This window comes from Bradyrhizobium sp. Mp27, from assembly GCF_029953005.1.
Taxonomy (GTDB): domain Bacteria; phylum Pseudomonadota; class Alphaproteobacteria; order Rhizobiales; family Xanthobacteraceae; genus Bradyrhizobium; species Bradyrhizobium barranii.
The window spans coordinates 108,191-120,415 of record NZ_JASAUS010000006.1 but is presented as its reverse complement, the minus strand read 5'-3'; the positions used below and the strand labels follow the sequence as shown (position 1 = coordinate 120,415).

The following is a 12,225-nucleotide window of genomic DNA, read 5'->3' as shown; positions in this document are numbered from 1 at the left end:
GGATACTGATGTATTCGTACCACATTGTTGCCGAATTGCGACAATTCCGCGGCGCCCTCGCCGCGACGGACCGGCGCATCCACAGGCCGCTGTTCTGGCAAACCTCGCTTGCGGGAACGGATTCCCGCCCCTGCGGCTTGACCGCCATGGACAGGTTCTTTCTCGCGATGATGGTGTCGGCCGTGCTGCTGCTGATCGTAGCCGCCGACCTCCTGGTCAACGGTCTCGGGGTGCAGCAGCCGCTGGCGAATGTCGCCAGCGCCCAGCCGGCTTCGGGGCGGCTGATCAGATGAGCGCGACGCAGCGCCCTGCGGTTGAATAACAATTCATACGTTCCAGCGGAACGTTTCGGCCCGATTCGGACTTTTGCTCATCGCGCCAGCCACAACGGCCAGCGCGATCCGGACAGGCTCAGCTCCGCTTTGGTAGGGGGAGCTGAGCCACCGTCCGTTCGGGAAGACTAGCCCCCGCTCCGATACACCTGGATATCGAGATCCCGGATCTTCTTCCGCAGCGTGTTGCGGTTGAGGCCGAGCAAATCGGCGGCGCGGATCTGGTTGCCGCGGGTGGCGGCGAGCGCGGCCGTGAGCAGCGGCACCTCGATCTCCTTGAGGATGCGGTGATAGAGGCCCGGCGGCGGCACACCGTTCGGGAAGCCCTGGAAGTGCGAGGAAAGATAGGCCTCCACGGCGCCGCCGAGATTGTCGACGCCCTGCTGGACCGCGGCGCCCGGGCTGACCGTGGGCGGCGCGAGCTCGCCGTCGATGACGGAGCCGGTGATCACGTCCTGCGGATAGAGCGCGGCGAGGCGCCGGGCGAGATTCTCGAGCTCGCGCACGTTGCCGGGCCAGCGGTGCTGCTTCATCCGCTCCAGCGCCAGCGCATCGAGCTTCTTCGGCGGCAGGCCGTCCTTCTCGGCCAGCGTGAAGAAGTGCCGCACGAGGTCCGGCAGGTCTTCGATGCGCTCGCGCAAGGGAGGCAGCCGCAGCGGCACGACGTTGAGGCGGAAGAACAGATCTTCGCGGAACAGGCCCTGCTGGATCAGGACGCGCAGGTCCTTGTTGGACGCCGCGACGATCCGCACGTCGGTCTTGATCGGGGTGCGGCCGCCGACGGTGGTGTATTCGCCCTGCTGGAGCACGCGCAGCAGGCGGGTCTGCGCCTCCATCGGCATGTCGCCGATCTCGTCCAGGAACAGCGTGCCGCCCTCGGCCTGCTCGAACCGGCCCGAGGCGCGGGTGTTGGCGCCGGTGAAGGCGCCGCGCTCGTGGCCGAACAGTTCGGACTCGATGAGGTCACGCGGGATCGCCGCCATGTTGACCGCGACGAATGGGCCGTTGCGGCGCTTGCCGTAATCGTGCAGCGCGCGCGCCACCAGCTCCTTGCCGGTGCCGGACTCGCCCGTGATCATCACGGTGAGGTCGGTCTGCATCAGACGCGCCAGCACGCGGTAGATTTCCTGCATCGCCGGCGAGCGGCCGACCAGCGGGATCGCCTCCATCTCGGCGTCCTCGTCCGGCGTCGAGACCCGTTCCTTTGGCTCGGCCAGCGCACGGCCGACGATGGCGATCAGCTCCTTCAGGTCGAAGGGCTTTGGCAGATATTCGTATGCCCCGCGTTCGGAGGCGCGGATCGCGGTCATGAACGTGTTCTGCGCGCTCATGACGATGACGGGCAGATTCGGCCGCATCTTCTTGATCCGCGGCAGCAGGTCGAAGGCGTTCTCGTCCGGCATCACCACGTCGGTGATGACGAGATCGCCCTCCCCCTGGCTGACCCAGCGCCACAGCGTTGCGGCATTGCCGGTAAGCCGGACTTCATAGCCGGCGCGGGATAGCGCCTGATTGAGAACCGTGCGGATGGCGGTGTCGTCATCAGCAACGAGAATGCTACCTGCGGGCATCGTTAATCCTCATTTCGCCCCCTGTGATGCAGACGACGACTTCCCGGCAGAGCCGTCGCGGCTGCTTTGATCGGCATGTTTGACCGATGTGGAATACATCGGCATCAGCACGCGGAAGGTGGTCTTGCGCGGCTGAGACTCGCATTCGATGATGCCCCCGTGATCTCCGATGATCTTTGCGACCAGCGCCAGGCCAAGACCCGAGCCGGTCTGCTTGGTGGTCACGAAGGGATCGAACAGGTTGGGCAGAAGATCGTCCGGCACGCCTGGTCCGTTGTCCTTCACGCAGAACTCAAGCGGCAGCGATACACGGGATTTTTGACCGGGGACTGACAGGCGCACGCCGGGACGGAACGCGGTGGTGAGCTGGATCTCGGCGTCGGGGACGTCGATCAGCGCTTCGGCGGCGTTCTTCACGAGGTTGAGGAACACCTGGACGAGCTGATCCTGGTTCGCCAGGACCGGTGGCAGCGAAGGATCATAATCCTCGATGAAGCGGATGTTGCGGGCAAAGCCCGACTGCGCCAGTCGCTTCACGTGATCGAGCACGGAATGGATGTTGACGGGACCGCGCACCACGGGACGTTCGTCGCCGAACACCTCCATGCGGTCGACCAGCGTCACGATGCGGTCGGCCTCGTCGCAGATCAGCCGCGTCAGCATGCGGTCCTCGGACGAGGCCTGCTGCTCCAGCAGCTGCGCCGCGCCGCGGATGCCGGAGAGCGGATTCTTGATCTCATGCGCGAGCATGGCGGCCAGCGCGATCACCGAGCGCGCGGCGCTGCGATGGGTGAGCTGGCGGTCCATCTTGTCGGCGATGGAGCGCTCCTGGAGCATCACCACGATATGCCCGGGCCGCTCCGTCAGCGGGGCGACATGCAGATCGACCTGGCGGTCGCCGCCCATGCGCGGCGTGCCCAGATCGACCTTGTATTCGTTGACCGGCGAGTTCGACGAACGAACCTGGTCGATCAGCGCCAGCAAGGGGCTGCCGAACGGCACCAGCTCCTTCAGCGACTGCCGCTTCAGGAACTGCGTCGAGATGTCGAAGAAGGCTTCGGTCGCAATGTTGGCGGCGACGATCTTGCCGTCCGGCCCGATCATGAGCACGGGATTGGGCAGCGCATCCAGGATCGCATCGCTCTCGGACGGAAGCGGCCGGCGATGGTCAGCAACTGAGCTCATGCAGCAGCGCTCCATGCGAAATCGTCGAAGGCATCTTGCAGCGACTGGTGGACGAGGCGCGGATCCTCGGAGGTGAGAATCTTCTGGCGCCAGGCTTTCAGCTTCTCGGCCGGCGCACGGCTCACATCGGCCGCGACGTCGAGCGCCCAGCCGAGATGTTTGCGCGCGTGCCGGAGGCCGATGCGCAGGCCGTAGAGCGCGCAGACGCCCTCATAGAGCGTACGGACATAATGCAGCTGGGTCTCGAGCGACGGCGCGGCTTCGACCGCCCCGCCCTTCAGGCGCCGGCCGATCTCGCCGGGCAACCAGGGCTGCCCCTGCGCGCCGCGGCCGATCATCACGGCATCGGCGCCGGAGGCCTCCAACGCCGCGAGCGCCTTCTCGTAAGTGGTGATGTCGCCATTGACGACGAGCGGAACGGAGATCGCTTCGCGCACCGCGCGGATCGCATCCCAATCGGCCTCGCCCTTGTAGAACTGGCAGCGGGTGCGGCCGTGCACGGTGACGAGCTTGATGCCGGCGGCTTCCGCACGCCGCGCCAATTCCGGCGCGTTGCGGGTGTGATCGTCCCAGCCGAGCCGCATCTTCAGGGTCACCGGCACCTTCACCGCCGCAATCGTCGCATCGATCAGGCTGACGGCATGGTCGAGATCGCGCATCAGGGCGGAGCCGGACTGGCCGCCGGTGACGTGCCGGGCCGGACAGCCCATGTTGATGTCGATGATGTCGGCGCCTCCGGCTTCCGCGATCCGGGCCCCTTCGGCCATCCAGTGCGCCTCGCAGCCGGCGAGCTGGACCACATGAGGCCCGATCCCGGTCGCTTCGCAGCGCAACCGAGACATCTTGTGGCCATTCGCGAGCTCATCGCTGGCGGTCATTTCGGACACGACCAGACCGGCCCCGAGCTCGGCGGCAAGCCGGCGGACGGGCGAGTCGGTGACCCCCGACATCGGCGCCAGGAAGACCGGGGTGGCGACCTCGATATCGCCAATTTTCAACGGCTTAGAGCCTGATACTGCCGAGCCGGTCACAGGGGTCTCGTTGCGTAGGCAGGGCCTCATCGCGCCTGCCATGACCTATCTTGCGCACAATTCTTGTGCAGTCAAGCGTCATGCCTACAGTTTAGACAGTTCTGCAAATCTTTCAAGTGCAGTGCAGCAAAATGCTGTTTCCCACAATCCGGGGAAACCCCCTTTTTTTGCGGGCCTGCCGTGCTAGAGGCATGCGGCAATCACCCCACTCCCCGACTCTCTTCATCACCAACTGAGTATTTGAGTCCTATGGCGAAATCACAGCGCACCGCAGTCGTCCTCGTCGCGGCCGGACGCGGCCTGCGGGCTGGCGCCGGTGGTCCCAAGCAATATCGCGAGATCGGCGGCGTTCCCGTGATCTATCGCGCCATGGAGGCCTTCAGCCGCCACCCCGACGTGTTCGCCGTGCAGCCGGTGGTGAACCCCGACGACAGCGCCATGTTCACGACAGCGGTCGCAGGTCTCAGCCACGAGCCGCCGACCAATGGCGGTGCGACGCGGCAGGCCTCCGTGCTCGCAGGGCTCGAAGCACTCGCCAAGCATAAGCCCGATATCGTGCTCATCCACGACGCCGCGCGCCCCTTCGTCTCGGCAGGCGTGATCTCGCGCGCAATCGAGGCGGCGAGCCGCACCGGCGCTGCGCTCCCCGTCGTTGCCGTCACCGACACCATCAAGGTCACCGGCGAGAGCGGCAATGTCGAGGACACGCCGGACCGCTCAGCCTTGCGAATCGCGCAGACGCCGCAATCCTTTCGTTTCGACGTCATCCTCGAGGCGCATCGTCGTGCGGCGAAGGACGGGCGCAGCGATTTCACCGACGATGCCGCGATTGCCGAATGGGCGGGATTGACGGTCGCAACCTTTGAAGGCGATGTTGCCAATATGAAGCTCACCACTCCCGAGGATTTCGTGCGCGAGGAAGCGCGCCTGGCCAGCCTGCTCGGCGACATCAGGACCGGCACCGGCTATGACGTGCACGCCTTCGGCGAGGGCGACCACGTGATGATCTGTGGCGTACGGGTGCCGCACACCAAAGGCTTCCTCGCCCATTCCGACGGCGATGTCGGCCTGCATGCGCTGGTCGACGCCATCCTCGGCGCACTCGCCGACGGCGATATCGGCTCGCACTTTCCGCCAAGCGATGCGAAATGGAAGGGGGCGTCCTCCGACCAGTTCCTGAAATACGCCATCGAGCGCGTTGCGCAGCGCGGCGGCCGCGTCGCCAACCTCGAGGTGACGATGATCTGCGAGCGGCCGAAGATCGGCCCCTTGCGCGACACCATGCGCGCCCGCATCGCCGAGATCTCCGGGGTGGACATCTCCCGCGTCGCGGTGAAGGCGACCACCAGCGAGCGGCTCGGCTTCACCGGCCGCGAGGAAGGCATCGCGGCCACCGCGAGCGCCACCATCCGCCTGCCCTGGAGCGTCTAGGTCATGGGCGGCAGCGACGCACGCGCCCTCTCCCGCTCGCTGCTCGATCTGTGCCGGATGCGCAAGCTGACGATTGCCACCGCCGAGTCCTGCACCGGCGGGCTCGTCGCGGGCGCGCTGACCGACATTCCTGGCTCCTCCGACGTGATCGACCGCGGCTTCGTCACTTATTCCAATGACGCCAAGCGCGCGATGCTAGGGGTCGAGGCGAGCACGCTCGCGAATTTCGGCGCCGTCAGCAAGGAGACCGCAACCGCGATGGCGGTCGGCGCGCTGGAGCGGGCCGGCGTCGATCTCGCCGTTGCCATCACCGGTATCGCCGGCCCCGGCGGCGCCACTCCCGGCAAGCCGGTCGGCCTCGTGCATTTTGCGGTTGCCGCGCGCGACGGCCGCATCGTCCACCGCGAGCATCGCTTTGGCGCGATCGGCCGGACCGCGGTGCGCCAGCGCTCGGTGGTCGAGGCATTGCGCATGCTGATGGATCTCGCCCGCGGCCCGAAGGCCCAGCCCAAGCCCCGGCGCGCCGCCGCGGCAACCCGCCTGCGGCCTCGCGTGACCCGCTCGCCGCGCCGGCATTCGGTGAAGCGCAGGACGCCGCGGTCACCGCGCGGCTGAAACTCGTCATGCCGCCGCCAGCAGTGCGCTTGCATGGTCGAGCACGCGCTGCTTGACGGCCTCGGCGTCGTCACCGATGCGGAAGGGCCGGAACAGCAGCAGCATCACGCCGGCGGCGAGATTGGACAGCGTGCCCTGTAACGCCAGACCGATCGCGAGCGATGTCGCGCCCTATTGTTCCTGGCGCTTCGTCCGACAAATGACGGGGAGCTTCTGCTCAATCGCCTTCGCCAGCACCGTGCCGCTGGTCCGGCCGAGCTCTTTCGCTATCAGCGCAATCGGCTTGGTGCCTGCCAGTACCTTCAGCCTGCCAAGGTCTTCTTCGCTCCATGCCTGCTTCCAGCGTCCCATCTCCCCGATCCCGCGATAAAGCGCCCGCGCCCGACTCGGATTGTAGTCGAACCCTTCGCGAAGGGCAGAGCTCGGGGTGCGCCGTTTGCGGCAAGGGGTGTTGCGTCAGCGCGCTGCGTTTTGGCACAAACTGCACTTGTCGCCTGATGTGAAGATGCGCTCTGATGGCAGGTCGTCTGCCCGGCCCAAGCGGCAGAACATCCGCGCGCGCGAACGGATTCCACATTGCCGCGCTTCCCGCTTGTGAAGCAAAGCTCGGGCGGAATACGCCGCGAGATCGCGGCGTCATGCCCAGTTTTCAAAAAGCACGCAATTCTTGTCGAATTTCTTGTCGAATTCGATCAGGATCGCAAATGTGCAACCGCGACCAAGCGTCATCGCTCACGTCCGATCTTGCGCGCGACTGTATTGGCGCAATAATGCGGCTCTACGCTGTGGCCAGGAATCAACCCGGTCCTGCTTTCTGGAGGGCGACGGCGTGTTCGCTCGCGACGCTGCACTGGCAATCGCCATTGCTACCTTGGCCGCCATAGATGGTACTGCCGCACAAACGGCCAACCAGCCGCCGGATACGATGGCAGCGCGGGTGGAGGCGTGCACGCCCTGTCACGGCAACAAGGGCGAAGGCACCAGCGACGTCTATTTCCCGCGGCTTGCCGGCAAGCCGGCCGGCTATCTCTACAACCAGCTCCTCGCCTTCCGCAGTGGCCGGCGCAAATACCCGCCGATGAACTATCTGCTGGAGTTTCTGCCTGATCCGTATCTGGAGGCGATGGCCGAATATTTCGCCAGCGAGCATCCGCCGCTGCCGCAGCCCGCGCCGAGCGAAGTCAGCAAGGAAGTCCTGGCGCAGGGCGAGCTGCTCGCAACCAGCGGCGATGCCGGTCGTAACATACCGGCGTGTGTGAGCTGTCACGGCCCGGGCCTCACCGGCATGCAGCCCGGCATCCCCGGTCTGCTGGGCTTGCGCGCCGCTTACGTCAGCGCGCAGCTCGGCGCATGGCGCTACGGCACGCGGACGGCAAAATCGCCGGACTGCATGCAGCTCGTCGCCGGCCATCTGACGGAAGCAGATGTTACCGCCGTCGCTGCCTGGCTCGCGACGCGCCCCGCGCCCACCAATCCGGCCCCCGTACCGAAGGGCACCTACGCGCTGCCGTTCGGCTGCGGCAGCCAGCCCAACTGACGAGGCGCATGATGGGCTCAAGACTGTCGATCACGCTGCTCTCGATCAAGCTGCTGGCCCTCGCCGCGCTCACCACGGCCGCGCAGGCGCAGGACAAGAGCAGCGATGTCATCGCGCGCGGCGAATATCTCGCCCGCGCCGGCGATTGCACGGCCTGCCATACTGCGGCCGAGGGCCGACTGTTTGCCGGCGGGCGCCCGATGCCGACCCCGTTCGGAACGATCTACACCTCCAACATCACGCCCGATCCGGAGACCGGCATCGGCAAGTGGAGCGCGGACGATTTCTACAGAACCATGCACAACGGCCGTTTCCCGGATGGCGGGCTGATCTATCCGGCGATGCCGTTCGCGTCCTACACCAAGGTGACGCGTGCCGACAGCGACGCGATCTTCGCCTATCTGCGCTCGATTCAGCCGGTGAACCAGAAGAACAAGGCGCACGAGCTGCGGTTTCCCTATGACAACCGCCAGCTCATCCTCGGCTGGCGCACGCTGTTCTTCCGCGAGGGTGAGTTCAAACCCGACCCCACCAAGTCGGCGGAATGGAATCGCGGCGCCTATCTGGTCGAGGGGCTCGGTCATTGCGGCATGTGCCATTCGCCGATCAACGCGCTCGGCGGCACCTCGCAATCGGACGCCTTCAAGGGCGGCCTGATCCCGATGCAGAACTGGTACGCGCCGTCCCTCACCTCGAACCGTGAGGCGGGTCTCGGCGACTGGAGCATCAAGGACATCACCGATCTGCTCCAGACCGGCGTCTCCATGCGCGGCGTGGTCTACGGCCCGATGGCCGAGGTCGTGCACAACAGCCTGCAATATCTCAACGACGAGGACACGCGCGCCATGGCGGTGTACCTCAAGGGCATCGCGGAGCCCTCGCCTCCGCCGGCGCCGAGCTCGGCCCTGCCGACCACCGAGAGCAGCCTGCTGTTCAGCCTCGGCAAGACCGTCTACGACAAGAACTGTGCGAGCTGTCATGGGGCGCAGGGCGAAGGCAAGCCGCCGCACTGGCCGCCACTCGCCAACAACCAGTCGATCGAGATGCAGTCGGCGGTCAATCCGATCCGCATGGTACTCAATGGCGGCTATCCGCCGGGCACCAAGGGCAATCCGATGCCCTACGGCATGCCGCCTTTCGCCGGCCTGCTCTCCGACAACGAGGTCGCCGCCGTCGTCTCTTACATCCGCACCGCCTGGGGCAATCGCGGCACGCCGGTGTCGGCGCGCGAGGCCAACGAGCTGCGCTCCGCACCGCTGAACTGAGAGGCGCCAGAGAACCGTCATGATCAATTCCGATCCGCCGACCAGCCCAGCCGCCGCCGACCAGGCCGTCGAGGAGGTCGTTGCCCGGGGACCGTCAGGCGCGATCATGCTTGCCGGCATCGCAACGGCCTGCGTGGTCGCGATGTGGCTCGCGTTCTATCTGTTCGTCTTCCTGCCGCGCGGATCACTGCAATGAGCGCAGAGGACACCCATGGCAGCGCCGAGGTCGCCGCCCGCGTCGAGCGACGCTGGGCCACCGTCGCCGTGATCATCATCGTGATGATGGCGCTGCTGGCGGCGTTCGCCGGCATCCATCGCGCGACCATGCCGCAGCCGCGTGTCGAAACCACCGATCCATCGCGGATTCATCTCTCCGGCGAGTTCGTCGAGAGTAATCTCGGCAGCGTGCTGGAGGCCAATGGCAATGTGACGGTGCGCGCGATCGGCCAGCAATATTCCTTCACGCCGGCCTGCATCGTGGTGCCCGTGGACACGCCGATCACCATGCGCGCCACCAGCGCCGACGTCGTCCACGGCATCCTGATCCAGGGCACCAACGTCAACACCATGCTGGTGCCCGGCTACATCTCCGAACAGCTCATGCGCTTTAGCAGGACCGGCGACTATCTGATGCCCTGCCAGGAGTTTTGCTCCTTCGGCCACGAGGGCATGTGGGGCAAGGTCAAGGTGATCAACAAGACCGAATTCGCCGATCGCGCGAAGGGTGGCGGGAGGCTGAGCTGTGTTGGCGAATAGGAAACTCATCCTCGCCCATTTCTGGCTGGCCTTTGCGGTGTTCGGCTTTGCGCTGACGCTCGGCGCCTGGCAGATGTTCATCCGCAGCCCGATCGGCACCTGGCTGTCCAATCCCGAGCTCTATTACCGCTCGCTGACCGCCCACGGCACGGTGATGGGCTACGTCTTTCCCACGCTCGTCGCGATGGGCTTTGGCTATGCCATCAGCGAGTCCGCGCTGGAGCAGCGCCTCGTCGGCGTGCGCTGGGCCTGGACCGGCTTCTGGCTGATCGTGGCGGGCGCGATCATGGCAATGGTCCCGGTCGCACTCGGCCGCGCTTCGGTGCTCTACACCTTCTATCCGCCGCTGATCGGCAACGTCTTCTACTACCTCGGCGTCGTGCTGGTCGTGGTCGGCTCCTGGATCTGGGTCGCGCTGATGGCGATCAATCTGCGCGTCTGGCGGAAGGCCCATCCCGGCGCACCGGTGCCGCTGGCGATGTTCGCCAATGTCGCAGGCTCCTATCTGTGGGCCTGGACCGCGGTCGGCGCCGCCCTCGAGCTGCTGCTCCAGATCATTCCCGTCGCGGCCGGCCTGAAGGCCACCATCGACGCGGGCCTTGCCCGCGTGTTCTTTTCCTGGACGCTGCACGCCATCGTCTATTTCTGGCTGATGCCGACCTACATCGCCTATTACACCATCGTGCCGCGCGCGATCGGTGGCCGGGTCTATTCCGACAGCATGGCGCGGATCTCGTTCATCCTGTTCCTGGTGGTGGCGATGCCGATCGGCATGCACCACACCTTCGCCGACCCGCAGGTCGGCGCCGGCTTCAAGTTCATCCATTCGGCCTTCACGGCGCTGGTCGCGCTGCCGACGCTGCTGACCGTGTTCACGATCTGCGCCTCCGTCGAGATCGCCGCGCGCCTGCGCGGCGGCCGCGGCCTCTTCGGCTGGATCAGGGCCCTGCCCTGGGACAATCCGATGATGCTGGCGCTGGCGTTCTCGTTCGTCATGCTCGGCTTCGGCGGCGCCGGCGGCCTCATCAACATGAGCTACCAGCTCGACGCGTCGATCCACAACACGCAATGGATCACCGGCCATTTCCATCTGATCTTCGGCGGCGCCATCGTGATCATGTACTTTGCGATCGCCTATGATCTGTGGCCGCATCTGACCGGGCGCGAACTGATCGACCTCCGCCTGATCCGCACCCAGCTCTGGCTGTGGTTCATCGGAATGATCATCACGACCTTCCCGTGGCACTGGGTCGGCATCCTGGGCATGCCGCGCCGCATGGCCTATTTCGACTTCGGCGATCCCGCGATCGCGCCGCAGGCGCTCTCGGTCACGTTCTCCGCGATCGGCGGCTTCATCCTGCTGGCATCGGGCATCATGTTCATCGTCATCCTGGCACGTGGCATGCGTGCGCCTCGGGCTGACGCCGGTCCCTATCGCTTTGCGCTGGCCGTGCATCAGTCCGCGACCGTGCCGGTCGCGCTCAACACGCACGCGCTGTGGGTGGCGCTGATGATCGTCCTCACCCTCACCAATTACGGCTACCCGATCGTGACGCTGGCGCTGACCGAGGGCACGTCGGTGCCGGCCGTCTATGTGGGAGCGCAGTGATGAGCGCGCGCGACCTCTTTACCTTCCGCAACAGCCATTTCAGGATTGGCGTCGGCGTCACCGCCGCGATCCTCGTCGTGACGGCGATCACCGGCTTCATCGTGCTGCCCTTCGCGCAGCCCTGGGTTCAGTTCGCCAATGTCTGGGATGCGATCTGCAGCGCCGCCGGCGTGCCACAGCGCGCGGCGAATGTTACTGCGCCCGAGCAGACGAAACGCCTGTCGGAGGTCGTGCTAACCTCGCATACGCTGTCGCGTCCGAGCCAGGAAGCGATCGGCCGCGGCGCGACGCTGGCGCAGCGATGCGCGATTTGCCACGGCCCGACCGGCATCAGCCGCGCGGATTCGCCCAATCTCGCCGGCCAGTACGCGGCCGTCATCTACAAGGAGCTGCACGATTTCCGCTCCGGCGCGCGCACCAATGCCGTGATGTCGCCATTCGCCGTCAATCTGACGGACCAGGAGATCGCCGATCTCTCGAACTATTATGCCTATCTGCCGCGGCCGGCAGCCTATCACCCGACGCCGCAGCTGCCGAAACCGAGCATCGTCATCTACGGCGCGCCGATGCGCGGGATCGCGCCCTGCGGCTCCTGCCATGGCAGCCTCGACAACAAGACCGGCAGTCCGTGGCTCGAAGGCCAGTCCGAAGCTTATATGAAGGCACAACTCCAGGCCTTCGCGTCCGGCGAGCGGCGCAACGACATCAGCCAGCAGATGCGCAACATCGCGCGCGCGATGACGCCGCAGGAGATCGAGCAGGCCGCGGCGTACTACGCCTCGCAGCCGCCGGATGTGGTGAAGGCGGTGGATTGAGCCTCACTGTCATTGCGAGCGCAGCGAAGCAACCCAGAATCCCTCCGCGGAAAGACTCTGGATTGCTTCGTCGCTGCG

Annotated in this window: 13 protein-coding genes and 1 pseudogene; 9 read left to right on the top strand and 5 right to left on the bottom strand. The window is 66.0% G+C overall.

Annotation, left to right across the window (positions count from 1 at the left end; all coding sequences use genetic code 11):
* Positions 1 to 8 precede the first annotated feature (8 nt).
* Positions 9 to 293: a histidine kinase gene (locus QJT78_RS06480; RefSeq protein WP_212480355.1), complete on the top strand. Its 285-nt coding sequence runs from the start codon at positions 9 to 11 to the stop codon at positions 291 to 293.
* Between the two features lie 167 nt (positions 294 to 460).
* Here the strand turns inward: QJT78_RS06480 and ntrC are convergent, their stop codons facing one another.
* From ntrC to dusB, 3 genes are read right to left on the bottom strand one after another with little or no spacing between them, the layout of a single operon-like run.
* Positions 461 to 1,903 (bottom strand): nitrogen regulation protein NR(I), encoded by a 1,443-nt coding sequence (gene ntrC, locus QJT78_RS06475; protein WP_028147560.1) that lies wholly within the window; start codon positions 1,901 to 1,903, stop codon positions 461 to 463.
* A gap of 9 nt (positions 1,904 to 1,912) precedes the next feature.
* A complete protein-coding gene (locus QJT78_RS06470) occupies positions 1,913 to 3,088 on the bottom strand; it encodes a nitrogen regulation protein NR(II) (RefSeq protein ID WP_028147561.1) in 1,176 nt (391 codons plus the stop codon).
* The gene (gene dusB / locus QJT78_RS06465; protein ID WP_028147562.1) at positions 3,085 to 4,086 is read right to left on the bottom strand and encodes a tRNA dihydrouridine synthase DusB; all 1,002 of its coding nucleotides are present in this window, start codon (positions 4,084 to 4,086) and stop codon (positions 3,085 to 3,087) included. The genes QJT78_RS06470 and dusB overlap by 4 nt, the downstream gene beginning before the upstream one ends.
* Before the next feature lie 282 nt (positions 4,087 to 4,368).
* Here dusB and QJT78_RS06460 point away from each other — a divergent pair, with 282 nt between their 5' ends.
* Entirely contained in the window at positions 4,369 to 5,550 is a 1,182-nt protein-coding gene (locus QJT78_RS06460; RefSeq protein WP_028147563.1) for a bifunctional 2-C-methyl-D-erythritol 4-phosphate cytidylyltransferase/2-C-methyl-D-erythritol 2,4-cyclodiphosphate synthase, read from the top strand.
* A 3-nt stretch (positions 5,551 to 5,553) separates the two neighbouring features.
* Positions 5,554 to 6,165 (top strand): CinA family protein, encoded by a 612-nt coding sequence (locus QJT78_RS06455; protein ID WP_028147564.1) that lies wholly within the window; start codon positions 5,554 to 5,556, stop codon positions 6,163 to 6,165.
* A 69-nt stretch (positions 6,166 to 6,234) separates the two neighbouring features.
* Here QJT78_RS06455 and QJT78_RS06450 read toward each other — a convergent pair.
* A pseudogene (locus QJT78_RS06450) lies at positions 6,235 to 6,336 on the bottom strand (mechanosensitive ion channel domain-containing protein); the annotation flags it as partial.
* On the bottom strand, positions 6,337 to 6,516 hold the full coding sequence (locus QJT78_RS06445; protein ID WP_028147565.1) for a hypothetical protein: 180 nt from the start codon (positions 6,514 to 6,516) through the stop codon (positions 6,337 to 6,339).
* A 478-nt stretch (positions 6,517 to 6,994) separates the two neighbouring features.
* Between QJT78_RS06445 and QJT78_RS06440 the strand changes: the two genes are divergently transcribed.
* From QJT78_RS06440 to QJT78_RS06415, 6 genes are read left to right on the top strand one after another with little or no spacing between them, the layout of a single operon-like run.
* Positions 6,995 to 7,702, top strand: a complete 708-nt coding sequence (locus QJT78_RS06440; RefSeq protein ID WP_028147566.1) for a c-type cytochrome — start codon at positions 6,995 to 6,997, stop codon at positions 7,700 to 7,702.
* An 8-nt stretch (positions 7,703 to 7,710) separates the two neighbouring features.
* Complete coding sequence (locus QJT78_RS06435) at positions 7,711 to 8,967, top strand: cytochrome c (RefSeq protein ID WP_085965752.1); 1,257 nt, start codon at positions 7,711 to 7,713, stop codon at positions 8,965 to 8,967.
* Positions 8,968 to 8,986: 19 nt separating this feature from the next.
* Positions 8,987 to 9,163: a hypothetical protein gene (locus QJT78_RS06430; protein WP_028147568.1), complete on the top strand. Its 177-nt coding sequence runs from the start codon at positions 8,987 to 8,989 to the stop codon at positions 9,161 to 9,163.
* Positions 9,160 to 9,723 (top strand): cytochrome c oxidase subunit II, encoded by a 564-nt coding sequence (locus tag QJT78_RS06425; protein ID WP_028147569.1) that lies wholly within the window; start codon positions 9,160 to 9,162, stop codon positions 9,721 to 9,723. Before QJT78_RS06430 ends, QJT78_RS06425 begins: the two co-directional genes overlap by 4 nt.
* Positions 9,710 to 11,332, top strand: coding sequence for a b(o/a)3-type cytochrome-c oxidase subunit 1 (locus QJT78_RS06420; RefSeq protein ID WP_028147570.1), 1,623 nt, complete (start codon positions 9,710 to 9,712; stop codon positions 11,330 to 11,332). Before QJT78_RS06425 ends, QJT78_RS06420 begins: the two co-directional genes overlap by 14 nt.
* Positions 11,332 to 12,147, top strand: a complete 816-nt coding sequence (locus tag QJT78_RS06415; RefSeq protein WP_028147571.1) for a c-type cytochrome — start codon at positions 11,332 to 11,334, stop codon at positions 12,145 to 12,147. The genes QJT78_RS06420 and QJT78_RS06415 overlap by 1 nt, the downstream gene beginning before the upstream one ends.
* Positions 12,148 to 12,225: the final 78 nt, after the last annotated feature.

What these genes read in the sequence shown, in the direction of transcription:
- QJT78_RS06480 (WP_212480355.1), top strand. Translation starts at nt 9, where the DNA reads ATGTATTCGTACCACATTGTTGCCGAATTGCGACAATTCCGCGGCGCC.
- ntrC (WP_028147560.1), bottom strand. Translation starts at nt 1,903, where the DNA reads ATGCCCGCAGGTAGCATTCTCGTTGCTGATGACGACACCGCCATCCGC.
- QJT78_RS06470 (WP_028147561.1), bottom strand. Translation starts at nt 3,088, where the DNA reads ATGAGCTCAGTTGCTGACCATCGCCGGCCGCTTCCGTCCGAGAGCGAT.
- QJT78_RS06460 (WP_028147563.1), top strand. Translation starts at nt 4,369, where the DNA reads ATGGCGAAATCACAGCGCACCGCAGTCGTCCTCGTCGCGGCCGGACGC.
- QJT78_RS06455 (WP_028147564.1), top strand. Translation starts at nt 5,554, where the DNA reads ATGGGCGGCAGCGACGCACGCGCCCTCTCCCGCTCGCTGCTCGATCTG.
- QJT78_RS06445 (WP_028147565.1), bottom strand. Translation starts at nt 6,516, where the DNA reads ATGGGACGCTGGAAGCAGGCATGGAGCGAAGAAGACCTTGGCAGGCTG.
- QJT78_RS06435 (WP_085965752.1), top strand. Translation starts at nt 7,711, where the DNA reads ATGATGGGCTCAAGACTGTCGATCACGCTGCTCTCGATCAAGCTGCTG.
- QJT78_RS06430 (WP_028147568.1), top strand. Translation starts at nt 8,987, where the DNA reads ATGATCAATTCCGATCCGCCGACCAGCCCAGCCGCCGCCGACCAGGCC.
- QJT78_RS06425 (WP_028147569.1), top strand. Translation starts at nt 9,160, where the DNA reads ATGAGCGCAGAGGACACCCATGGCAGCGCCGAGGTCGCCGCCCGCGTC.
- QJT78_RS06415 (WP_028147571.1), top strand. Translation starts at nt 11,332, where the DNA reads ATGAGCGCGCGCGACCTCTTTACCTTCCGCAACAGCCATTTCAGGATT.